16 protein-coding genes are annotated in these 24,854 nt (G+C 57.0%); 11 read left to right on the top strand and 5 right to left on the bottom strand.

Going from position 1 to position 24,854, the window contains the following annotated elements; genetic code table 11:
* Positions 1-33 precede the first annotated feature (33 nt).
* The 5 genes from leuS (at position 34) to L888_RS0111920 (ending at position 8,018) form a co-directional block, all read left to right on the top strand.
* Positions 34-2,895 carry a leucine--tRNA ligase gene (leuS, locus tag L888_RS0111940; protein ID WP_027953054.1) on the top strand — a complete coding sequence of 954 codons (2,862 nt, stop codon included), beginning with the start codon at positions 34-36 and terminating at the stop codon, positions 2,893-2,895.
* Between the two features lie 50 nt (positions 2,896-2,945).
* Positions 2,946-3,899, top strand: a complete 954-nt coding sequence (locus L888_RS0111935; protein WP_005845295.1) for a YitT family protein — start codon at positions 2,946-2,948, stop codon at positions 3,897-3,899.
* A 28-nt stretch (positions 3,900-3,927) separates the two neighbouring features.
* The gene (locus L888_RS0111930) at positions 3,928-4,527 is read left to right on the top strand and encodes a non-canonical purine NTP diphosphatase (protein ID WP_027953053.1); all 600 of its coding nucleotides are present in this window, start codon (positions 3,928-3,930) and stop codon (positions 4,525-4,527) included.
* A gap of 95 nt (positions 4,528-4,622) precedes the next feature.
* Positions 4,623-6,689, top strand: coding sequence for a type IX secretion system anionic LPS delivery protein PorZ (gene porZ / locus L888_RS0111925; protein WP_044249447.1), 2,067 nt, complete (start codon positions 4,623-4,625; stop codon positions 6,687-6,689).
* Positions 6,690-7,187: 498 nt separating this feature from the next.
* Entirely contained in the window at positions 7,188-8,018 is an 831-nt protein-coding gene (locus L888_RS0111920; protein ID WP_044249409.1) for a glycosyltransferase family 2 protein, read from the top strand.
* 13 nt (positions 8,019-8,031) lie between these two features.
* Here the strand turns inward: L888_RS0111920 and L888_RS0111915 are convergent, their stop codons facing one another.
* Entirely contained in the window at positions 8,032-10,032 is a 2,001-nt protein-coding gene (locus L888_RS0111915; protein WP_027953050.1) for a helix-hairpin-helix domain-containing protein, read from the bottom strand.
* 132 nt (positions 10,033-10,164) lie between these two features.
* Between L888_RS0111915 and L888_RS0111910 the strand changes: the two genes are divergently transcribed.
* A complete protein-coding gene (locus tag L888_RS0111910; RefSeq protein ID WP_027953049.1) occupies positions 10,165-10,806 on the top strand; it encodes a DUF4294 domain-containing protein in 642 nt (213 codons plus the stop codon).
* Positions 10,807-11,178: 372 nt separating this feature from the next.
* On the opposite strand, the gene rnr is transcribed toward L888_RS0111910, so the two are convergent.
* Positions 11,179-13,377, bottom strand: coding sequence for a ribonuclease R (gene rnr, locus L888_RS0111905; protein WP_027953048.1), 2,199 nt, complete (start codon positions 13,375-13,377; stop codon positions 11,179-11,181).
* 143 nt (positions 13,378-13,520) lie between these two features.
* Between rnr and L888_RS0111900 the strand changes: the two genes are divergently transcribed.
* From L888_RS0111900 to L888_RS0111880, 5 genes are all read left to right on the top strand, one after another.
* The gene (locus L888_RS0111900) at positions 13,521-14,516 is read left to right on the top strand and encodes an NAD-dependent epimerase/dehydratase family protein (RefSeq protein ID WP_027953047.1); all 996 of its coding nucleotides are present in this window, start codon (positions 13,521-13,523) and stop codon (positions 14,514-14,516) included.
* Positions 14,513-15,472 (top strand): phosphatase PAP2 family protein, encoded by a 960-nt coding sequence (locus tag L888_RS0111895; RefSeq protein ID WP_027953046.1) that lies wholly within the window; start codon positions 14,513-14,515, stop codon positions 15,470-15,472. Before L888_RS0111900 ends, L888_RS0111895 begins: the two co-directional genes overlap by 4 nt.
* Positions 15,473-15,818: 346 nt before the next feature.
* The gene (gene miaB, locus L888_RS0111890; RefSeq protein ID WP_027953045.1) at positions 15,819-17,222 is read left to right on the top strand and encodes a tRNA (N6-isopentenyl adenosine(37)-C2)-methylthiotransferase MiaB; all 1,404 of its coding nucleotides are present in this window, start codon (positions 15,819-15,821) and stop codon (positions 17,220-17,222) included.
* Positions 17,223-17,231: 9 nt separating this feature from the next.
* Positions 17,232-19,058 carry an ABC transporter ATP-binding protein gene (locus tag L888_RS0111885; protein WP_027953044.1) on the top strand — a complete coding sequence of 609 codons (1,827 nt, stop codon included), beginning with the start codon at positions 17,232-17,234 and terminating at the stop codon, positions 19,056-19,058.
* A 20-nt stretch (positions 19,059-19,078) separates the two neighbouring features.
* Positions 19,079-20,002, top strand: a complete 924-nt coding sequence (locus tag L888_RS0111880; RefSeq protein ID WP_027953043.1) for a lysophospholipid acyltransferase family protein — start codon at positions 19,079-19,081, stop codon at positions 20,000-20,002.
* Here L888_RS0111880 and L888_RS0111875 read toward each other — a convergent pair whose 3' ends face one another.
* The 3 genes from L888_RS0111875 to L888_RS0111865 form a co-directional block, all read right to left on the bottom strand.
* Positions 20,003-20,818 carry a DUF3108 domain-containing protein gene (locus tag L888_RS0111875; protein WP_027953042.1) on the bottom strand — a complete coding sequence of 272 codons (816 nt, stop codon included), beginning with the start codon at positions 20,816-20,818 and terminating at the stop codon, positions 20,003-20,005. It abuts the gene before it with no gap.
* Positions 20,819-20,843: 25 nt separating this feature from the next.
* Positions 20,844-22,814 carry an Ig-like domain-containing protein gene (locus L888_RS0111870; RefSeq protein ID WP_027953041.1) on the bottom strand — a complete coding sequence of 657 codons (1,971 nt, stop codon included), beginning with the start codon at positions 22,812-22,814 and terminating at the stop codon, positions 20,844-20,846.
* An 84-nt stretch (positions 22,815-22,898) separates the two neighbouring features.
* Positions 22,899-24,410, bottom strand: coding sequence for a GH3 auxin-responsive promoter family protein (locus L888_RS0111865; RefSeq protein ID WP_027953040.1), 1,512 nt, complete (start codon positions 24,408-24,410; stop codon positions 22,899-22,901).
* Positions 24,411-24,854 lie beyond the last annotated feature (444 nt).

Here is a 24,854-nt window from a genome sequence, read left to right as displayed (position 1 = left end):
ATACCGCGACCAAACGAATAATCAACCGACAATATGGAATACAATTTCAGAGAAATTGAAAAGAAATGGCAAAAGCGATGGGTAGACCAGAAGACCTACAAGGTGACGGAAGACCCGGAACGGCCCAAGTTCTATGTGCTCAATATGTTTCCCTACCCCTCCGGCGCCGGCCTGCATGTGGGCCACCCGCTCGGATACATCGCAAGCGACATCTATGCACGCTACAAACGCCAGCAGGGATTCAATGTGCTCAACCCCATGGGCTACGATGCCTACGGCTTGCCGGCCGAGCAATACGCCATCAAGACGGGACAGCACCCGGCCATTACCACCGAGCAGAACATCAACCACTACCGCGAGCAGCTGGACAAGATAGGCTTCTCTTTCGACTGGAACCGCGAGGTGCGCACCTGCGACCCGGCCTATTATCACTGGACACAGTGGGCCTTTGAGTGCATGTTCGATTCCTATTTCGACACTGAACTGAACAAGGCACAGCCCATAGACGAGCTCGTCAGACACTTTGAGGAGCACGGAACAGCGGGTGTGCATGCCGCCCAGAGCGACGAATCCGTGAACTTCACGGCCGAAGAGTGGCTGGCAATGGACGAGGCAGAGCAAAGCTGCACGCTGATGAACTACCGCATTGCCTACAAGGGCGAGACGATGGTAAACTGGTGTGCCGGGCTGGGCACCGTGCTGGCCAACGACGAAGTGGTGGAGGGCGTGAGCGTGCGCGGCGGTTTTCCCGTGGTGCAGAAGAAGATGAGCCAGTGGTGCCTGCGCGTGTCGGCCTACGCCCAACGGCTGCTCGACGGTCTGGACACCGTGCAGTGGAGCGACTCCATCACCGAGACGCAGAAGAATTGGATAGGCCGTTCGGAGGGTGCGGAGGTGGAATTCAAAATTCAAAATTCAAAATTCAAAATTACAATCTTCACTACTCGCGCCGACACTATGTTTGGAGTGACGTTCATGGTACTGGCTCCCGAGAGCGAATATGTGGCTCAAGTGACCACCCCCGGCCAGCAGACCGAGGTGAACGAGTATCTGGACTACGTGAAGAAGCGCACCGAACTGGACCGCATGTCCGACCGAAAGGTGACCGGAGTGTTCTCCGGTTCGTATGCCATCAACCCGTTGACGGGCGAGCCCATCCCCATCTGGATCTCCGAATATGTGCTTGCCGGCTACGGAACGGGGGCCATCATGGCCGTGCCTGCCCACGACAGCCGCGACCATGCCTTTGCCAAACACTTCGGCTTGCCCATCATTCCGCTCATCGAGGGGGCCGACGTGGAGGAGGAAAGTTTCGATGCCAAGGAAGGCATCGTGGTCAATTCGCCCGCCGAGGGCAAGCAGAGCCTTGACGGATTCTCGCTGAACGGGCTCACCGTGAAAGAGGCCATTGAGGCCACCAAGCGGTTTGTTACAGAGAAAGGAATCGGTCGTGTGAAGGTGAACTTCCGCATCCGCGACGCCATTTTCTCGCGTCAACGCTACTGGGGCGAACCGTTCCCCGTGTACTATGACAACGGCATTCCCCGCATGATTCCCGAAGATTGTCTGCCCGTCGAGCTGCCCGAAATCAAGGAGTACAAGCCCACCGAGACCGGAGAGCCACCTTTGGGACGGGCCGAGAAGTGGGCCTGGGACACCGTGGCCCGTAAAGTCGTGGAGAATGCACGCATTGATCAGACCACCGTGTTTCCCATAGACCTCTATACTATGCCGGGCTTTGCAGGGTCGAGCGCCTACTACTTGCGCTACATGGACCCGCATGATGACCAGGCGTTGCTGTGCCAGTCGGCCGGTGAATACTGGCGCAACGTGGATCTTTATGTGGGTGGAACGGAGCACGCCACAGGCCACCTCATCTACAGTCGGTTCTGGAATAAGTTCCTGTTCGACCAAGGCGTGAGCTGCGAAGAAGAGCCTTTTCAGAAGCTCATTAACCAGGGAATGATCCAGGGGCGAAGCAATTTTGTGTACCGTGTGAACGAGTTGAGCACCAGCGACAAGCCGGTGTTCGTGAGCCATAACCTGCGTGAAGGCTACAAGGATGTGACGCCCATCCACGTGTGGGTGGGCCTGGTGAAGAACGATGTACTCAATGTTGACGAGTTCAGGAAGTGGAGCCCGGAATACGAGCACGCCGAGTTCATCCTCGAAGACGGCAAGTATGTCTGCGGCTGGGCCATTGAAAAGATGTCGAAATCGATGTACAACGTGGTGAATCCGGACGACATCGTGCACGACTATGGCGCCGATACGCTGCGCCTGTACGAGATGTTCCTCGGCCCAGTAGAGGCTTCCAAGCCTTGGGACACCAACGGAATCGATGGCTGTTTCCGCTTCCTCAAGAAGTTTTGGAGCCTATTTTGGGACAACCGCAGCGGACAATTCCTCGTGGACGACGCGGATCCCGGCAGGGAAAGCCTGAAGAGTCTCCACAAGCTCATCAAGAAAGTGACGGCCGACATCGAGGCTTTCTCCTACAATACAAGCATTTCAGCTTTCATGATTTGCGTGAACGAGTTGGGCCAGCAGAAGTGCCACAGCCGCGAAATCCTGCAAACTCTCGTGACGCTCATCGCGCCCTTCACCCCCCACATCGCCGAGGAACTGTGGCAGCAGCTGGGTCAGGAGGGCACCGTTTGCGACGCGCGGTGGCCCGAGTGTGACGAGAGCTATCTGGTGGAAAGCGAAATTCAGATGACCGTGAGCTTCAACGGCAAGGCCCGCTACCAGAAGATGTTCCCCGCTTCGGCCGCCAATGCCGACATTGAACAGGCTACGCTGGCCGACGAGCGCAGCACCAAGTTCCTCGACGGACGGCAGATTGTCAAGGTCATCGTGGTACCGAAGAAGATCATCAACATCGTGGTGAAATAGTCATTCAGGAGACAACCCCTCTATTCCACAACCTCATAGCTCCATCAGGTATGACGATTAACCATCAGATTATATTCAATGAGGCCAAGGACTACGTGTTTATCACGCTTGGTCTCATGCTCTATGCCTTTGCCTGGACCACCTTTCTGCTGCCCTACGAGATAGTGACGGGTGGCGTGACAGGCATTTCGGCCATCATCTTCTACGCCTCCAGCATCCCCATTGAGTACAGCTACTTTGTCATTAATGTGGTTCTTCTGGTGCTGGCTTTGAAGATATTGGGCCTCAAATTCCTCATGAAAACCATCTATGCCATCTTTGCTCTTTCCTTCATTTTATGGTTGTCGCAGAAGCTGATGCCGGTGGATCAGAGCGGTCACTACGTGAAAATACTGGGCGAGGGGCAAGACTTCATGTCGCTGGTCATAGGTTGTATCATGACGGGAACGTCGTTGGCCATCGTGTTTATGAACAATGGCTCCACGGGAGGGACCGACATTATCGCGGCCTCGGTGAACAAATTCTACAACCTTTCACTGGGCCAGGTGCTCATTTTGGTGGATCTTTGCATCATCGGCAGTTGTCTTTTCATACCACAATTTGGCGACGGACTGGGTCGCATTCACAAGGTAGTGTTCGGCCTATGCACCATGGTGATCGAGAATTTCATGCTCGACTACGTGATGAATGCCCGACGGGAGTCGGTGCAGTTCATGATATTCTCCAAGAAATACCAGGAGATTGCCAATGCCATCGGCACCGAAATGGACCATGGCGTGACCATCCTCGACGGCCACGGATGGTACACCGGGCAGGAGATGAAAGTGCTTTGTATCCTCGCCAAGAAGCGGGAAAGCACCAGTATCTTCCGTCTTATCAAGCTCATCGACCCCAACGCCTTCGTGAGCCAGAGCTCGGTCATCGGCGTATATGGCGAGGGATTCGACAAAATCAAGGTGCGCCTGCCCAAGGACAAGGAGAACCAAGGGGCGCAGGAAGCATAGGAAAACACCAGAGAAGACCATTCATCGCATGAAAATCGTATTTGCAACAAACAACGAGCACAAGCTGCGCGAGATCCGAGAGATACTCGGACCCAAGTTCGACATCGTGTCGCTGGCCCAGATTGGCTGCCACGAGGACATCCCGGAGACGGGCCGAACGCTCGAGGAGAACGCACACCAGAAGGCGAAATACGTGTTCGACCACTACCACATCAGTTGTTTTGCCGACGATACGGGGCTGGAAGTCGAGGTCCTCGGCGGGGCACCGGGCGTGCATTCGGCTCGCTATGCCGAAGGCACCGACCACGACAGCGAGGCCAATATGGCCAAGTTGCTGCGCGAAATGACGGGCCAAGACAACCGCAAGGCCCGTTTCCGCACGGTCATTTCCCTCATTGTCATGGAGGGCGACAACCCGTTTTGCAGCCGCGAATACCAGTTCGAGGGCGAGGTGCGCGGGCGCATCGGCACCGAGAAGCAGGGCAGCGAGGGATTCGGCTACGACCCGCTCTTCATCCCCGAAGGCTACGACCGCAGCTTTGCCCAGCTGGGCGAGGAGGTCAAAAACCGTATCAGCCACCGGGCTCTGGCCGTCCGCAAGCTCGCCGAACACCTACTGAACGGGTAGCCCGTTGCGTTCTCTTAGGAAAAGCCAACGCCTTATGGCGCAATAGTTTCACGGTTTTGGCGTTTGTATGGATGAACCATTTCATCCATACAAACATGCAACACCACAGCCATATTCCCGCCCCACGGCTTCTCCTACCCCACAGCCTGTCCGCCCTTTCCCTCCTTTTCTCCCTTTTCCTGCTCTCCGCTTTCCCGGTTGCGACCGTGGCACAGACCGGCAAATGGAAGAATTACCTAAGCTATTACGAGCCCACCGAGATTGAAAAGGCAAGCGAAAACCAGCTTTACGTGCTGGCGTCGGGCGGCCTCTATGCCTACAACCGCAGCGACCAGAGCCTCCAAACCTTCGATAAGACCACCGGACTCAACGACAGCGGCATCAGTCACATAGCCTGGTGCCAGGCTGCACGCAGACTGGTCATCGTCTACGACAACTACAACATCGACCTGCTCTCGCCCCAAGGAACGGTCACCAACATGGCCGACTACATGAGCAAGTCGCTGGCCGTGAACAAAACGGTGAACAGTATAGACGTGACCGGCACCACGGCCTACCTCTCGACGGGCTTCGGCATTCTGAAGCTCAACGTGGCCCAAGCCGAAATCAGCGATACCTATCAGCTGGGATTCACCGTGGACTACAGCTATGTGGAGGGCAATTTCCTCTATGCAGCCAGCCACACCAACGGCCTCTACCGCGGTCTGCTCACGTCCAACCTGCTCGACAAAACCAACTGGACGCGCGTGGGCAACTTCACCGCACGCCCCAAAACAATGGATGCCGACCTGCTGGCCTTGGTGAAAACGCTCAGCCCCGGCGGCCCCAAATACAACTACTTTGGCTTCTCGCGCTTCTACGACGGGAAGCTCTACACCGTGGGAGGAGGCTATCCACCCGACGACGATCTCTTCCGGCCGGGCTGCGTGCAGGTGCTCGACGGCGACAAATGGACCATCTATGAAGACGGGCTGGAGGCCAAAACGGGCCACGCCTACCTGGACATGGGCTCGGTAGACGTGGATCCCCGAGACGCCAACCACGTGTTTGCATCGGGTCGGACGGGCCTCTACGAGTTCCGTAACGGCGCGTTTGTCGGAGAATACACGCCCGACAACAGCCCGCTGCGCGGCGCTGCCACTGTGAGTGCCACCAATAAAGAATACAACATTGTGCAGGGCATCAAGTTCGATGCCGGCGCCAACCTCTGGGTGCTCAACAGTCTCAGCGCCACCACTTCCCTGCTGAAATACTCCCACGACGGCCAGTGGGAGAACCTGCACAAGCCGGAACTCATGCACAACGGCTACTCGCTGGGCCGCCTCAACACCCCCATCATCGACAGTCGGGGCCTGCTCTGGATTCCAAACAACCATTCGGGCGCGCCCCAGGCCATCTGCTACCAGCCCGGCAACGACGCGCTGAAGTGCCTGACGAGCTTTGTCAACGAAGACGGAACCACGGTAAACGTGAGCTACGTGCGCTGCATCGCCGAAGACCGGGAGGGCAACATCTGGGTGTGCACCAATGTGGGGCCGCTGCTTCTGCCGCCCAACCAGATCACGGCAGCCAGTCCTGTCTTCACTCAGGTCAAGGTGCCGCGCAACGACGGCACCAACTACGCCGACTATCTGCTCGACAAAGTGGACATCTCCTGCATGGTAGTGGACCAGGCCAACCGCAAATGGTTTGGCACAAACAGCAACGGAGTGTACCTCATCAGCAGCAACAACCTGATGCAGATACAGCACTTCACCCGCGAAAACAGCATGCTCCTCTCTAACAACATTGAGTCAATTGCCCTCAATGAAGCCACAGGCGAGGTGTATATAGGCACCGGCAAGGGGCTCTGCTCCTATATGAGCAACGCCCCGACGGCCGCCGACGGCATGACCAAAGCCAGCGTTTACGCCTATCCCAACCCCGTGCGGCCCGACTATATGGGCGCCATCACCATCACCGGACTGGACGAGCGCGCCGACGTGAAGATTGTAAACAGCAACGGCACCCTCGTCTATGAAGGCCGTGCCAGCGGCGGACAATGCCGCTGGTACGGTCTCGACCGCGACGGCCGCCGGGTGGCCAGCGGCGTCTACATGGTCGAAGTGGCCACCGCCGAGGGCGAGAAAGGCGTTGTCTGCAAAATAGCCATCGTCAGATAATCCCACCAAGCTATCCACACCTTATTATATTCTTCTTTCCTTTCTTCTTTTTTAAAAAAGAGAAAAGAAGAATATGATATGCCGTGGATAAGTGGATAAATCACCGGCCAAAGCCTTGGCCGTTTGCTTATCCACGTTCGCACGGCGTTTGTCCATGGCCGGCGGTATATCTTTTGGCTCGCATTGAAAGGTTTACGGACTTATCCACACCGATGGAAAACGGTGGATAAGCATCACGTGGATAATTTTTGGGCGTGGAAAACTGTGGATAATGGACAGTCTGCCACTGTATAAACCTATGGATTTCCACGCCCGACGGTGGCGGGAGCTGCCGCTGTGGATAACCCGAAAGTTATGAGCATAGTTATCCATGGAGTTATCCACACACTTATCCACAGGTTTATTGAACATGATTTGCAGCGTTATTGGGTTGCAGGGGTGGCGGTTTAAGGAAAATGAACTATCTTTGCAACCACAACCTTTAAGCATGCAGACGCGATGGACCAACGCACAGACCGACCCATGACAATGGCTGTTGTCATCTCGACCTACAACAATCCCGAGTGGTTGGAGAAGACTTTGTGGGGCTATCTCTGCCAGGAACGCATGGCCGACGAGCTGATTATTGCCGACGACGGCTCCACCGAGGCGACGGCGGCACTGCTTCGTCGCTATGGCGACAGGCTGCCCATCCGCCACGTGTGGCACGAGGACAAGGGGTTTCGCAAGACCAAAATACTGAACGAGGCCTTGAAAGCGGCCACCGCCGACTACCTGATTTTTACCGACCAGGACTGTATTCCGCGGCGCGACTTCATAGCCATGCACGAGCGGCTGGCCCGCCGGGGCCGCTTCCTGAGCGGTGGGTATTTCAAGCTGCCCATGGCCGTGAGCAAGGCGATAGCGCGCGACGACGTGGCCTGTGGGCGCGCCTTCAGCTATGGTTGGCTCAAAGAGCAGGGCGTGCACTGGAGTTTCAAGTGCACCAAACTGATGGGATGGACTTGGATGAACCTCCTCACCCCGACGCGCGCCACCTGGAACGGCATGAATTCGAGCGCGTGGCGCGAGGACATTCTGCGGGTGAACGGCTTCGACGAACGCATGCAATACGGGGGCGAGGACCGCGAGATGGGCGAGCGGCTGGTGAATCTCGGTCTGCGCGGAAGGCAAATTCGCTATAGTGCCATTGTGTTGCATCTGGACCACAGCCGCCCCTACGTGAACCGCGAAGCCTTGGAACGCAACATGGAAATACGCCGCCAAACGCGCCGATGGCATGCCGTCACGACGGCGTTTGGCGTGAAAAAGCCGGGCATGGAGGGATAAGGAGTTTTCCTGATTATAGTTGAAGCCGGAGCTGCAGCTCCATATCGGTCATGCTGCTGGCCCGGATGGTTTGCAGGCCGCTGCCTATTTGGGAGCGGTCAAAATAGTCTGTGGTGGCTATTTTGGCCAGCACGAGGGCATGGCGGCCCAGTTCGGCCCGGGCCGTGAGGGCGTAGCGGATGCCGTGACCCCAGAACGACGGGAACGAAAACTCATGGAGCATGCCCGGCTCGTAGGTGTAGAGGCGCGAGTTGTAGTCGTCGGTGTGGAAGTAGCCCACGGTGGCATGCAGCCGGAAGCGGCGGTGAACGTAGCCCAGATTCTCGGTAATCATACAGCCCAGACTGTTTTGCGCGAAATGGCAACAGGCCAGGTCGGCCTGTGTTTTGGCCGTCCAGTGGTGCGAGGCATAGGTGGCGGCGAGTCGGCCGCGGTGTTCCCGCTTGTAGGTCAGGGCCGAATGGCCGGGGTTGTCCTGCTCGCGCATGCGCAGCCGGTAGCGTGCCAGCAGGCTCCAGGAGCCGCGGTCGCGCGTAACCTGCACCAGATTGTCCCAGCTGTGCGACGATTGCGAGGCCCGGTATCTGGGCCAGGCAAAGTAGGCCGCATCCGTATAGAACAGCACATTCACGCCTGCCGCGGGCATCCACACGCCGCCCAGATAGACGCCGCTCTCGTTGTTCACCGCCCCGCCGTCGCTGAAACTCTGGCCGTAGAGCGGATAGTATTGGTAAGGATAGTACCGCTGAAGGGCCATGAACGAGAGGTTGCTGCACAGCCGGTAGCTCACGGTGTTGAGCGTGGCCACGGCATTTCGCGTGCCCGTGGCCGTCTCGCCGGCGATGGTGAGGCGGCCGGAGACATAGCCATAGTCCATGCCGACGTTCCAGAAACGGCGGCCGGCGGGATGCCATTGGCGGTAGCGCCGGGAGACGTCGGGGCGCAGCTCTCGGTCGAAAGAGGCGTAAATCGCCGTAGTTCCAAGCCGAAATCGCCCGGCGTTTACGCCGAAATGGCCGCCCCATAACGCCGTAGACGCGTTGCGTTTACGCCGTAATTCTCGGGCCGTTCGGTGGTAGCCCGACGTAAGCAGGGTGGCTATCGAGGTGGAATCGGCGTTGAGCGTGGCGTCCACCTTGCGCCAGGACGCAAAGGTTGTGAGCTCCAAGCCCCGCGCAATGCGGTAGGTCGCAGCCGCCCCTTGCAGGTAGTTGGCCTCCGATCGGCTGCTGTGGGCAAAGACGGCATTGGTCGTTCGCCCCAGCATGGCCAGTGTGTTGAGCTTGCCCAGGCCGAAGGAGTTGTTCATCACCAGGCCCATGCCGAACCGCAACCGGTATCGGCCCAGAACGAGATTGCGCAGCCGGCCGGCGTCCCTTACCATAATATATAAGGTGTAATAGTCGTAACCCGCGGCGTTTTTCCCGGCAAAAAAGGGTTCGCCGGCATCCTGCGCGGCCACGAATCCCGCCTTGACACGGGGCCCGGCACTGAAAGCATAGCGCAGCCAGTGCTTGTAGGGATAGCCCAGATAGCCGTTTCGGTCGCCGTCGCGACGGTAAAACGGAATCTTGACGAGCGTGGTGAGCTGGTGCCGGCCATACCTTATGATATGGCGCCAGGAGGGCAGTGTGTCGGCCGAAGCCTCTGCCCCGAAGAAGATAAATTGCTCCAGCATGTCGGCATCCTGCCTGTCCATGCTGGGAATCATGCGCAGTTCGAGGGGCGACTCCAGGCGTCCGGCCCGGTCGCGATACTCCATCAGGTCCATGATTTGCCGGTCGGAGAGGAACGGCAGCCGCTGCAGGTCTTCGCGCGAACAGCGGTTGATGTCCAGCTTGTGGGCCCGCAGTTCGCAGAGTTCGTCGTAGGTTTGTTCCCAATGGGCCGATTCGGCATCCTCCAGCTGCCCCGTGCGGCTGAAGTATTCCGCCCACGTCTCCCGTTGTTGGGCGTGGAGCGGTGTGGGCAGTGCCGTCCACAGCATGCAGATGATGGCGAGTATTTGCTTCACATCAGTTGGTTCAGGAATGTAGATAGATGCTCAAAATTAATGGTTTCTGCCGAAAACGGCAAGGAAAAATACAGATTTTTTAAACGGTTTTGCTTTGTCATTGGCCAAATAGATTGTATTTTTGCAGCTGTAATGAAGATGTTGCCCGTCATCCTGCTGTCGCTGGCCATGTCCCTTTGCGCCAAGGCCCAGAGCGACCGTCCCGGCCATATCAATCCCGAAGACATGGAGGTGGATATGGACAGCCCCACGTTTGTGCCCATGGTCAAAGTGGGAAAGGTGCTACAGGGCAGGGATTCCATACAGTATGTAGAGCTGAACAACGTCTGGGTTTTCTCGCAGCCGGTGTTCAAGGACGCGCGGCAACGGGCCGCTTACAACCGTCTGGTCTACAACATCAAGAAGGTTTTGCCCATCGCCAAGGAGGTGAACCGCATCATTATAGAGACCGGCGACTACCTCGAGACCCTGCCCAACAAGAAGGCACGCGACGCCCACATGAAGACTGTAGAGGCCAGCATCAAGAAAGAATACACGCCACGCATGAAGAAACTGACCTACAGCCAGGGCAAATTACTCATCCGACTGATCTATCGCGAGTGCAACAGCTCCAGCTATGAGCTCATCAAGGGATTTCTTGGGCCCATTCGCGCCGGTTTCTACCAGGCCTTTGCGTGGGTGTTTGGGGCCAGCCTGAAAAAGCAATACGACCCTGACGGCGTGGACCGCCTCACCGAAAGGATCGTGCTTCAGGTAGAGGCCGGCCAGCTTTGACCGCCTCCCGGCAAAGCTAAGAAAGCCTTATTAAACTGTTGTGTACGTGCACAAGTTGTTGATTTAGGTCAATAAAAGGCATGATTTTACGATTATCACAGCGAAAAAGTTGCGTGCTGCGGCCAATCTTCCTACCTTTGCATCGTCAAAAGGAAGCAAAGTCTTCGCGAGAAGACATCCGATTGGCACTCATTCAATAGGTTTAAGGTTAGTAGATTGTTTCATATAGGTTTTTAGTTTTTAGGTTTAAGATTAGATTTTTAGGTTTTTCATTAGGTAGTTAGTCAGTATTGAGGTAAGTAAAAGATTGGTTTTTAGGTTAGCAGAAGTCCCCATCTCCCATTGGGAGAGGTGGGGACTTGTTTTTTCTTTCTACTTTGCAGCCAGTGTGAAATCAAGTTGCCGCTTCTCCAAATTGGCCCTGGCCACCTTGATGCGGACGGCATCTCCCAGTTGGTATTTGTGGTGATGGCGACGGCCTCGAAGCAGGAAATTCCTCTCGTCGAAGTCGTAATAGTCGTCGTCCAGGTCGCGCATCGGCACCATTCCTTCGCAGTGATTCTCGTCGATTTCGGCATAGATGCCGTAGCTTGTGATGCCGCTGATGTGGGCATCGTACTCGTTTCCGAGCTTGTCGGCCATGTATTCCACCATCTTGTACTTGATGGAGTCGCGCTCTGCGTTCTGTGCAATCTGCTCCATTTCCGAGCAATGCTCGCAAAGTTCCTCGCAATGCTTCTCGTTTGCCGAGCGTCCGCCCTGTGCATATTTGGTTAGCAGTCGGTGAACCATCATGTCGGGATAGCGGCGAATGGGCGAAGTGAAGTGCGTGTAGTAGTCGAAAGCCAGTCCGAAGTGCCCGATGTTGTGCACGCTGTACTTGGCCTTCATCATGGCTCTGAGAGCCACGGCCTGGATGAGTTTCTGCTCGCGCTTGCCCTCGCAGTCGTCCATGAGCTTGTTGATGCTCCGTGCCATGGCGCTGCGTGTGCCGTCGGTCTTCACCTTGTAACCGAATTTCACGATGAATTCGCGCAGGTTTTCCATCTTCTGCGGGTCGGGATTGTCGTGTATTCGGTAGGGCAGAGTCTTGGCGGTCTTGCCTTTAGGCCTTCGCCCTATACTCTCGGCCACGGTGCGGTTGGCCAGCAGCATGAACTCCTCGATGAGCTTGTTGGCGTCTTTCGAGCGTTTGAAGAAAGCGCGTGTGGGGTGTCCTTTCTCGTCGATGTCGAAGTGCAGCTCCTCGGAATCGAACTTCACCGACCCGTTTCTGAACCGTTGTGCGCGCAGTTTCTTGGCCAGCCGGTCCAGCGTGCACAGCTCCCAGCCATTGTCTCCCTTGTATCCTTTCTTGCCGGGATCGGGGGCAGGGTTGCCCGTTCCGTCCACCACGCCGTTGGCTTCGAGCACCTGCTGCGCCTCCTCATAGGCGTAGCGGCGTTTCGATCGGATGATGGTGTGCACGATGCGATGGTTCTTTATGTTGGCCTCTTCGTCAAGATTGAAGACGACGCTGTAGGCCAACTTGTCCTCATCCGGGCGCAGCGAGCAGATGAAATTGCAGAGCCGCTCTGGCAACATGGGGATGGTGCGGTCCACAAGATAGACCGATGTGGCCCGTTTCACGGCCTCCTTGTCGATGATGCTGCCCTCGGTCACGTAGTGAGACACGTCTGCAATGTGCACGCCCACCTGGTAGAGGCCCTTGTCGAGCTGCCTGATCGAGAGTGCATCGTCGAAGTCTTTGGCGTCCGCCGGGTCGATGGTGCAGGTCCAAACGCTGCGGAAATCCTCGCGTTCGGCCTCGTCCTCGGGCGTGATTTCTCCACTGATCCTGTTGGCAGCCTCCTCTACATGCTTCGGGTATTTATAGGGCAGGCCATACTGTGCCAGGATGGTGTTCATCTCTACATCATTCTCACCGCTCGGCCCGAGCACGTCGACGACCTCGCCCATCAGGTTGCGATGGTCCTGATCGGGCCATTGCACAATCCTCACCAGGGCCTTGTCGCCCGTCTTTCCGCCCTTGAGCTTCTTCTTGGGAATGAGCACATCGTGCACGAAAGTGTCGTTCTGGGGCACGAGGAAAGCAATGTCGCGATCCACGCGAAGCCGTCCCACAAACACGTCCTTGGCCCGCTTGAGTATCTCGATGACCTGCGCCTCCTTGATGTGCCTTTGCCGTCGGGCCATGAACGACACGCGCACGCGGTCGCCCGTCAGGGCCGACATGGAGTTGCGCTCGGCCACAAAGATAGGCTTGTCGTCGCCATCGGGCACGAAAGAGTTCTTTCCATTGGTCTTGCGGATAAAGGTTCCGTCCTGCACCTGCCCCTTGGTGTTGAGGGCGTAAGAGGTTTCAGTGACTTTCGTTATGAAGTCGTCCCACGCCATTTCCTCCATTACGTCGATGGCAAGCATCTTCAGCGGGTGCGTGTCGAGGTGCAGCATGCGGAATATTTCCTTGAAAGACAATGTCTTTCCCGGCTGCGACGAGAAGAACTGCACCAGTTTTTCCGTGAGTTGTTTCTTCGTCATGCGCTTGCCGCCTTTCTTTCCTTTAGCCATATTGTCGGTAGTTTTAAATACTTGTTACATGCAAATTAACAAAAAAGAATTGAAGAATCCTAATTTCATTTTGATTATTTTGCAATTCGTTGGAATTGTGGTACCTTTGCGATGTGAACTATAGGAGATTACGTTAACGCTTGATGAAGATTCTCATTACCGGTGCCAGTGGATTCATTGGCAGTTTCATTGTGGAGGAAGCTCTGGCCCAAGGATTTGAGACTTGGGCCGCCATGCGCCGAAACAGCTCGCGCAAGTATCTGCAAGATGGGCGCATTCATTTCATCGAACTTGATTTTTCGTCCGAGGAGCAGCTCATGGAGCAGCTCTCGGGACACGCTTTCGACTACGTGGTGCACGCCGCCGGGGCCACCAAATGCTTGCATGCCGAAGACTTTTTCCGGGTGAATTACGAGGGCACCGTGCACTTGGTGAACGCCATTCTCAAGCTGGGCATGCCGCTCAAACGCTTTATCTACATGAGCAGCCTGAGTGTTTTCGGCGCCGTCAAGGAGGAGCAGCCCTATGCTGAAATCGATGAAAGCGACACGCCGCGCCCCAACACGGCCTACGGCCGCAGCAAGCTGAAGGCAGAACAGTTCCTCGATTCCATCGGCAATGCGTTCAATTACGTGGTGCTGCGCCCCACGGGCGTGTACGGGCCACGCGAGAAAGACTACTTCCTCATGGCCAAGAGCATCAAGCAGCACGTGGACTTCAGTGTGGGTTTCAAGCGTCAGGACATCACCTTTGTCTACGTCAGGGACCTGGTTCAAGCCGTATTCATGGCCTTGGACCGGGGCATGTCGGGACGCAAATACTTCATTTCCGACGGCAATGTCTACCAGAGTTCCACCTTCAGCGACGAGCTGCACCGGGCGCTGGGTCGCCCTTGGTGGGTGCGCATCAAGGCCCCCCTGTGGGTGCTCCGCGCCGTCACCTTCTGCGGGGAATACGCAGGACGGGCCACGGGACGCATGAGCGCGCTGAACAGCGACAAGTACAACATTCTGAAACAACGCAACTGGCGCTGCAACATCGAGCCGGCCTGCGACGAACTGGGCTACCATCCGCAGTACGACCTGCGCCGTGGCGTGCAGGAGGCCGTGGCCTGGTATCGTGAAAACCATTGGCTATGAAGCATATCGGCAAGTACTTCGAGATAGAGCGCAACCCGCGCAAGGGGCTCATGGCACTGGAATGGGCCGTGCTGGCCTACATGCTTTTCACGCTGCTTATCGTGCTCTTCGCTTTCACCAAGCTGCAGCATCCCGACGCGATGGTGTGGGGCCGCGTACGCATCGGGGCCGTCACGGTGGGCATGTGGCTGGTCTACAGGCTCGTGCCCTGCCGCATCACGCGGTTCCTGCGCGTGGCCGTACAGCTGTCGATGCTCAGCTGGTGGTATGCCGACACCTACCAGCTGAACTGCCTCTTCCCCAATCTCGACCCCTTCTTTGCGCGGGTCGAGCAGAGCCTTTTCGGGTTCCAGCCCGCCCTGGTGCTGGCCCAGCGCTTCCCCCAGGCCGTGGTGAGCGAGCTGCTCGACATGGCCTATGCCAGCTATTTCCCCATCATCGCCACGGTGACGATCTACTATTTCCTGGCCCGTTACAAGGAGTTCGAGCGGGCGGGGTTCATCATTCTGGCCTCGTTTTTCGCTTTCTACGTCATCTACGACCTTGTGCCCGTCACCGGGCCCATGTATTATTATAAGGCCGTGGGGCTGGACCAGATAGCCCGCGGCGTGTTTCCCGCCGTGGGAGACTACTTCCGCACCCACACCGACATGCTGGAATCGCCCGGCTATAAGGACGGTTTCTTCTATCATCTTATAGCCGATGTGCACAACGCCGGCGAGCGGCCCACGGCCGCTTTCCCCAGTTCGCATGTAGGCATCGCCCTGGTGTGCATGCTGCTGGCCTGGCGGACGGGCAGCCGTCGGCTCTTCTTCGGGCTGCTGCCCTTTGCCTTGCTCATCTGCGTGGCCACGGTCTACATCCGTGCCCACTATGCCATCGACGTGGTGGCCGGCCTGGCGGCGGGCGTGCTTTTCTATGTGTTGTGGTCGTGGGTGGCGCGCCGCAATGTGTAGTCGGCCCCACAGTCTTTTTCCCTTTAGCGTTTAATGGCAAAAGAATAACGGTGTAATCGCAACGCGATTACACCGCAATCGCAACGCCAACACGCCGTAATCACATCGCCGTTTCGCCGCAATCGCAACGCCCCGAAACCGCCGTGGCATTCTCGCCACCCCCTACGGCAATATCCGTAGGGCCGCCGGGACACTCCCACCACCCTATACAGCAATACCCGCATACCCGTTGGGACGCCCCGTGCCACGGTTTCTCCCCCACCCCATTTCCCGCTCCTTTTCTGACCCTAACCGGCGATAAGCCAAATATTATTCGTAACTTTGCACTCCAAACGATTGATAGCGAATGAACAAGAAACTCTTCATAGAGACCTATGGCTGCCAGATGAACGTGGCCGACTCGGAAGTTGTGGCCTCCGTGATGCAGATGGCGGGCTACGAACTCACGGACAACGAGGACGAGGCAGACGCTATTTTCCTCAATACCTGCTCGATACGCGAGAACGCCGAGAACAAGATTTACCACCGGCTCGACACGCTGCACGCCTTGAGGAATTCAAAATTCAGAATTCAAAATTCAAAATCGGCAGGGCCGATACTGGGGGTTTTGGGCTGCATGGCCGAGCGCGTGAAGGACGACCTGGTGAAGAACCACCATGCCAACCTGGTTTGCGGCCCCGACTCGTACCTGAACCTGCCCGAGATGATCGCCGCCGCGGAGAACGGACTGCCGGCCGTGGACGTGACCCTCTCGGCCACGGAGACCTACCGCGACGTGATACCCCAGCGCATTGGAGGCAACCGCATCAGCGGTTTCGTGAGCATCATGCGCGGCTGCAACAACTTCTGCCACTACTGTATCGTGCCCTTTACCCGCGGCCGTGAGCGTAGCCGCGACGTGGAAAGCATACTCAAGGAGGTGCGCGACCTGCACGACAAGGGATTCAAAGAGGTGACTTTGCTGGGCCAAAACGTGAACAGCTACGGACTGCTGCCCAACGGCAAGCGTCCGGCCGACGGCACTTCGTTTGCCCAGCTGCTGCGTCTGGTGGCTCGTGCCGTGCCCGACATGCGCGTGCGCTTCACCACGTCGAACCCCGAAGACATGACCGAGGACATCCTGCATGCCGTTGCCGGCGAGCCCAACCTGTGCAACCACATCCACTTTCCCGCCCAGAGCGGCAGCAGTAAGATACTGAAACTCATGAACCGCAAGTACACCCGGGAGGAGTATCTCGGCAAGGTGGCAGCCATTCGGCGCATCATTCCCGACTGCGGCATCACCACAGACATCTTCGTGGGCTACCACGACGAGACCGAGGAAGACCAGCAACAGACGCTGAGCCTGGTGCGCGAGGTGGGCTTCGACTCGGCCTTCATGTTCAAATACAGTGAGCGTCCCGGCACCTACGCCGCCAGCCACCTGCCCGACAACGTGCCCGAGGAGGTGAAGACCGACCGGCTGAACGAGCTCATCCGCCTGCAAACGGAGGTCAGTGCAGCCCAGAACCGGAAGGACGAAGGCAAGGTATTCGAGGTGCTTATAGAGCGTTTTGCCAGGCGCAGCCGCGGTCAGCTCATGGGCCGCACGCCGCAGAACAAGGCAGTGGTCATCGATAAAGGCAGCCACCATTTGGGCGAATTGGTCTGGGTGCGCATCACCGGATCCACCTCGGCCACGCTGATTGGCGAGGTGGTCGACGGGCCCGACGCCGCGGCTGCAACCGGCGACGCCACACAGAAACCCTAACACAGAGCCATGAAGGAATTCCTGAAAGTGCTGCGGCGGTTCATTCCGCCCTACAAGAAATACCTGGCACTGAGCGTGCTGTTCAACATCCTTTCGGCGGTGCTGAACATCTTTTCGTTTGCCACGCTCATCCCCATGCTGAGCATTCTCTTCCAAACCGACGACACGGCACGGGCCACCCACCTCATGTCCGTGACGATGGCCAACCTGAAAGAGGCCTTGATGAACAACATGGACTACTATGTGAATCAGCTTGTAGGCAGTGTCGGGGCCACCACCACCCTGCTCATCATCGGCCTGGTGCTGGCTTTCATGACCTTTCTCAAGACCGGAGCCTACTTCCTCTCCTCGGCCACCATCATCCCCATACGCACGGGCGTGGTGCGCGACATCCGCAATCAGCTCTACCAAAAGATAACATCGCTCTCGCTCGGCTTCTTCTCCGAGGAGCGAAAGGGCGACATCATCGCCCGCATGAGCGGCGACGTGCAGGAGATAGAGAACAGTATCATGTCGTCGCTCGACATGCTTTTCAAGAATCCCATCCTTATCCTCATCTACTTCACGGCCCTGCTCGTGTTCTCATGGCAGCTCACCCTGTTCACCATTGTCTTTGTGCCCGTCTTCGGCTGGTTCATGGGACTGGTGGGCCGACGGCTTAAGGCACGCTCCATCAAGGCCCAGGCGCTGTGGAGCGACACCATGAGCCAGGTGGAAGAGACGCTTGGCGGCCTGCGCATCATCAAGGCTTTCTGTGCCGAGGAGAAGATGAACCGGCGTTTCGACGAGGTAAATTCGGCCTATCGCGACAACGTGATGCGGGTGAACATACGCCAGCAGATGGCACATCCGATGAGCGAATTTCTGGGCACGGTGATGATAGTCATCGTGCTGTGGTTCGGTGGCGTGCTGGTGTTGAGCCACCGAAGCATCGACGGCCCCTCGTTCATCTACTACATGACCATCCTTTACAGCATCATCAACCCGCTGAAAGATTTCTCCCGTGCCGGCTACAACATTCCCAAAGGACTGGCCTCGATGGAGCGCGTGGACAAGATACTGATGGCCGAGGTGACCATCCGCGAGCCCGAACGGCCGGTGCACCTGCGCAGCTTCGAGCGCGACATCGAGTTCCGCGACGTGAGTTTCAAGTATGGTGAACACTGGGTGCTGCGCCACATCAACCTCACCATTCCCAAGGGCAAGACCGTGGCCCTCGTGGGGCAGAGCGGCGGCGGCAAGTCGACGCTCGTCGACCTGATACCCCGCTACTACGACGTGCAGGAGGGAGAAGTGCTCATCGACGGCGTCAACGTGCGCCAGCTGGGCATCCACGACCTGCGCCAGCTCATCGGAAACGTCAACCAAGAGGCCATCCTCTTCAACGACACGTTCTACAATAACATCACTTTCGGCGTGGAAAACGCCACGCGCGAGGACGTGGAGCGGGCGGCACGCATTGCCAATGCCTACGACTTCATCATGGAGTCGGAGCAGGGATTCGACACCAACATCGGCGACCGCGGCGGCCGTCTCTCGGGCGGACAGCGGCAACGCGTGAGCATTGCCCGCGCCATTCTGAAGAATCCGCCCATCCTCATCCTCGACGAGGCCACCTCGGCACTCGATACCGAGAGCGAGCGGCTGGTGCAGGACGCACTGTTCAAGCTGATGAAGACGCGCACCACCGTGGCCATTGCCCACCGCTTGTCTACCATCAAGAACGCCGACGAGATATGCGTGCTGCACGAAGGAGAGATTGTGGAGCGGGGCACGCACGACGAACTCATGGCCTGCGACGGCTACTACAAGAAGCTGCACGACATGCAGGCTTGACCCATTAACCCCCGTAGCGTATGACACACGTGGTTTACTGTCTGTTCTATGCACTCTCGCTGCTGCCCTTCTGGCTGCTGTATGCGCTGTCGGATGTGGAATACTTCTTCATGTATAGGCTTATCGGCTACCGTCGGAAGATAGTGAGGGGCAACCTGCGCTCGGCTTTCCCCGATATGGGAAAGCAGGAATTGGACAAGATAGAACGTGGGTTCTATCACTGGTTCTGCGATTATTTTTTCGAGGCCATGAAGCTGTTGAGCATCAGCGACCGCGAGATGAGGAAACGGCTGCGCATCACCAATGGCGAGGTGCACGAGCAGTGGTTCAGGCAGGGACGCAACACGGCAGCCATTCTGGGCCATTACTGCAATTGGGAATGGCTCACCCGGGTGGGCATGGACATGGACGAATCGCGGCGACTCTGCTTCATTTATGACCCGTTGCACAGCAAGGCTTTCGACCATCTCTTCCGCCGGCTGCGCTCGTGCCCGCCCATCGGCGTCACCGTGCCCAAGCGGGACATCCTGCGGCAACTGGTAAACTGGAAGCGCGAGGGCGTGATGTCGCTGAGCGGATACATTGCCGACCAGGCCCCGAAATGGCAGAACATACACTGCTGGCTGCCGTTCCTGAACCACGACACGCCGGTCTTTACCGGTGCCGAACGCATCATGCGCAAGATGAACAACGTGGTGTTCTATGTAGATATACAGCGTCCTCGCCGCGGTTATTACACCATCACGTTCCAGCTCATCACCGACGAGCCCAACCGTCTGCCCGAATTTGAGATTACGCGCCGCTTCTTCCGGATGCTCGAAGAGAGCATCCGCCGCGACTCAGTGCCCTATCTTTGGACCCACAACCGCTGGAAACGCACGCGCGAGGAGTTTGACCGCAAGTTTCGGATTGTGGGCGGAAAAGTAGTACCCAAGGATAATTGATTACTTCACCAGCGAGGTGATGGCCTCTTTCACGCCTTTCATGTTGGAAAGAAAAGCCTTGGCCGCGCCAAACTTCAGGTGCATGTCCAGCCGCACGGGCACGTGGTTGGCATCGTCGGTGACGTAGAAATCCACGATTTTCTTGTATTCCTCGCCGTCCTTGCTCTCCATGTAGGCCAGCTTCAGGCAGCGGTACGTGTGGCCGTTGTCGGCCTTGATGTTGGTCTTGCCCTCGTAGCGGAGCCGGGCGGGCTGGGTGCCGTCGCCGTCGGAAATGGGGAAGTCCACGTCGTGTCCGCTCCTCCATCCCGTGGGGTTGAACGAGCGTGCGCGCAGGAAAATGCTCATCATGTCGTACACGCAGTCGTCATACGTGTGCTTGTTCCAGGTGTGTGAGCCGTCGTTGTGCTGCCTGTGTTGGCGAATGGAACACTTTCCGTTGGGGTAGGTATAGAACACTTCGTCCACCGTGTAGCGCGAGCCCTCGTGGGCTCCCTTGCGGAAATAAAGCGGGGTGAGGTCGAGCGTGTTGTAGCAGAGCAGCGTGTCGCGCAGCACAAACATCTGGTCCACCTTGTCGCTGCCACGTGTGATGAGACTGCCGCGATAGGCCTTTTTGCCATTGTAGACGCTCTGCACCGTGGAGAACGAGGCCGTGCCGGCCTTCACCCAAACGAACTTCCAGTTGTAGTAGAGGTTGTAGGACAGGAACTCGCCCGACTTGAAAGCCGTGTTGCGAAAGGTGCATTGCGCCGAGGCCACGACGGGAAGCAGCAGCAGGAGCGATGCCGTGAGGATATGCTTGAGTGGGTTCATCATGATTTTGATATGGGGTTTGGGGTTATTTGAGGGTGGGAATGTACTCGATGCCCAGCTTGCGGGCGCGGTCGGCATTGCGGTGCTGGATGGTCTTTTCCTTGTCGGCTTTCTGCTGGATGATGGCGCCCGGCTTCTGGCGATAGAGCGGAGTTTCGGCGGGGTTCCACGATCGGGTGACGTCCCACTTGGCCTTGCACTCTATCTCCTCGGGATAATAGTACACGGCCTCGGGCTGCACGTCGTCGGCGTAGCTGCCCGTGTCCCAGCGGCGGTTGTCGTTGGCGTCGAGAATCATGCGCAGATAGTACTTGCCTTCCCTGAGATAATAGAACTCGGCTTGGCCCGAAGCGGTGAACACTTCCTTGACCACTTTGTCCGATCCGTCCATGAGTTGGGCAATGACATGCTGTCCTTCCATGCCGGTGAGCGTGACCAGCAGGGTGGCGTAGGCATCGGTGGAGCGCACCTTGAGCCCTTGTTTCAGCGGCCCGGACACCTGGCCGTAGATGGTGCAGAACGTCGCGCTGTCTGCCTCCAGGCTGTATTCCGTGTCGGGTTTCCACTCGGCCCGCAGCAGATAGGTCTCTCCGTTCACCCGGATCAGCTCGCAGGGCTCGCGGTACCACAGCGTGTCGGCACCCGGTTTGGAGAAGAGATGGATGTGGGTGGAGTCGATGTCCATGAGCGGTATGGGCGAGCTGATGGTGACGTTTTGGTCGGGATCCATCTCCCCGCCGGGCGTGACCGTGAGCTTCAGCGGCTCTCGTGGCATGACGGAGTCGTAGGGTTCGCCGTGCTTTTTCTTCTTCTCCTCTTTCTTTTGCCACTCGTCCAGCAGTTTCTTTTCTTCTTTCAACCGCTTGGCATAAGGCTGTTTGGAGAGCAGGGGCACGGTGTCGGTGCGCAGCCGGAGCACGCCCAGCGTGTCGGTAATGTGGTGGGTGAGCAGCACGGTCAGCGTGTCCTGGTTCACCAAGGCCGTGTTGCGCAGCCAGTAAGTAATGGTGTCGCGCCCCGCGGTGGGTTCCACCACGAAGGCATTCTCGGCGTTGAAGTTCAGGCCTCGGACTTGGGGCAGCACGCTGTCGCCGTAGCTGTAGTAGAGGGTGAAATGGTTGGCCTCCTTGCGTTCGCTCTTGACCAGATAGCGGTCGGTCAGGATTTCGTTGAACGCCCGCAGACAAATGTTGTCGGGCAGAAAGTGGGTATAGGGCACGCGCTCGATGTTCTTGATGTGCAATGAGTCGATCCACGTGGTGTCTTGGCGGATGTCGGGCTTGAAGCTGGGCTTGATGAGGTCGCGGCTGAAAGCCAGCATCTCGCTCTTTTGCCCGAACATGTAGTCGCCGTCGGCATCCTGAAGGGCATAGATGCGGTATTTGCCCGAGGCCACGCCCTTGATGACAAAGCGGCCGCGCGAGTCGGTTTTCGACACGCGCAGCATGGGTTTCTTTTTGAAGGCAGAGTCCGAGAGGTCGTCGTAGAGGCCCACGAGCATGCCCTTGACAGGCTCCAGATTGTCGGCCTGAAGCACATAGCCCGACACTTCCAGGGTGTCGATGTGGTCGCCGGTGGAGAAACTGTAGGTGTAATTGCCCAGCGGATTGCCCTCGTTGTTGTCGGTAATGGCGCTGGAGAAGTCGATGGTGTAGGTGGTGTTGGGCTTCAGCGAGTCGAGCAGTTCGATGCTGATGCGCTTGCCCTGCCCCTTGATTTCGGGGGCTTCGAGCTGTGGCGGCGACACCACCACATTCTGTGTGGGGTTGTCTATCTTGATAAATTCGTCGAAGTTGATGTAGATATGGCGGCGCTTCACGTTGGTTGCCTTGTCTTCGGGAGACGCTCCAATCACCCGCGGCGGGGTCTCATCGTACCATCCGCCATCGGGGCTGCCCATCTTGGCGCAGCTGAAAAGTAAGAGGGTAAAAAGGTAGAAAGGTAGAAATCTTCTACCGCAAACCGCATATTTCATCATGTTAAAGCCTTTGCCCATAATCGTTTCCTTGCGTTTTTACCCTTTTTATCTTTTCTTTTTTACCTTTTTACCTTTTCTTTACCCTTTTACCCATTTACCTTTTTACTCTTTATTCATCTCCAGCAGCTCGTCCATGTTCTTGCGCGAGTTGCTCAGCCGCGGCACCTTGTGCTGTCCGCCCAGCTTGCCTTTGGCCTTGAGCCAGTCGTTGAACAGGCCCGGACGGGCCTCCACCACTTCGAGATGCTGCAGGGTCACGTCGTGCGAACGCTTGGCTTCGTAGTCGGAATTGATTTCCTGCAACTTCTCGTCGAGCAGCCGTGCAAAGTGCTGCAGCGTGTCGGGCTGGTGCGAGAACTCGACGAGCCACTGGTGCCGGCACTTGGCATTCTCGTCCATATAGACCGGTGCGGCCGTGTATTCGCTCACCTGGGCGCCCGTGTGCTCGCACGCATAGGCCAGTGCTTTCTCGGCGTTGTCCATGATGAGCTCCTCGCCGAAAGCATTGATGAAGTACTTGGTGCGGCCTGTAATCACGAACTTGTAGGGGCGGCGGGAGGTGAATTTCACGGTGTCGCCAATCATGTAACGCCACAATCCGCATGAGGTGGTGATGAGCATGGCATAGTTGCGGCCGAGTTCCACGCCTTCGAGCGGCACCACATTGGCACCTTCCTGCCCCACCTCTTCGAGTGGAATGAACTCGTAGAACACGCCGTAGTCCAGCATGAGCAGCATCGAAGAGTCGGCGGGGTCGTCCTGAATACCGAAGAATCCCTCCGAGGCATTATAGGTTTCCATGTAGCTCATGCGGGGCGAGGTGATGAGTTGCTCGTACTGTTTGCGGTATGGCGTAAAGGCAATGCCACCGTGGAAAAACACTTCCAGATTGGGCCATACCTCTTCGAGGTGCTGCTTGCCCGACAGCTCCATGACACGAACAAGCACGCTCAGCATCCACGAGGGCACGCCGGAGAGGTTGGTAATGTTCTTGTTCAGGCACTCATGGGCGATGCGGTCGCGCTTGAGCTCGAAGTCGGAAAGCAATGCCGTGTGCTTCTTCGGCACGCGAACCAGGTTGGCCAGCGGGTTGATATTCTCGATGAGGATGGCGCTCAGGTCGCCCACGAGTGAGCCTTCCTGGTTGTAATTGGGCGAGTGGCTGCCGCCCAGAATGAGCGAGCGGCCGTCGAAGAGACGGCTCTCGGGATGGTTGCGCAGATAGAAAACCACCACATCCTCGCCACCTTTATAATGGATGTTCTGCAGTCCGTCGCCCGAAACGGGAATGAACTTGGACTTGTCGTTGGTGGTGCCCGACGATTTGGCAAACCATTTCACCACACCCGGCCACAGCACATCGGCTGCGCCATGGCGCATGCGGTCGATGTCGGCCTTGAGTTCCTCATAAGTATTCACCGGTACGTTCTGGACAAAGTCGTCGTAGCTCAGCGTGTTGGCCAGCAGATGATTGCGTCCGTATTCCGTATTCTGTCCCTTGCCAATCAGGTATTTCAACGCTTCCTGCTGGAGGGCCTCGGGGTGAGTGTAGTGCCGTTCCAGCTCTTTTTGGCGGGGAATGAAGAATTTACCGGCTATCTTTGTTAGACTCATTTTGCGAAAATATCGGTTTGAGCTGCAAATTTAGCCTAAATCTTTGAATCTAAGGAACGATTTAGCATTTTTAATATGGGCTCCCCGCTCTCCTGTTCCGCCTTGTTCGGCCATTCATCGGGAGAGATGCCGGCTTTCTGTTCGGGACTTTTTTTCTTGATTATTCCAACGAATGCTTGCCCATTTCACAAACATTTACTACCTTTGCACCGCATTGATCGCAAAACATGTACACCATTAAGAGATACAACAGAGCAGAAGAGGTGCAGGGAACCACAAATTTTCCTGCAAATTTTTCGTCGAATTGTTTGGTAGTTCCAAATAATTTGCTACTCTCTCTCTCTCTCTCTCTCTCTCTCTCTCTCTCTCAAGCCACTGGCGTAACCTCTCTCTAAAACACTTACGCGTACGCGCGCGAGGTGAACCTCGTGCAACCCCAATAGG

The organism is Hallella seregens ATCC 51272 (genome assembly GCF_000518545.1).
GTDB classification, from domain to species: Bacteria; Bacteroidota; Bacteroidia; order Bacteroidales; family Bacteroidaceae; genus Prevotella; species Prevotella seregens.
This window is presented reverse-complemented; position numbering and strand designations above follow the sequence as displayed.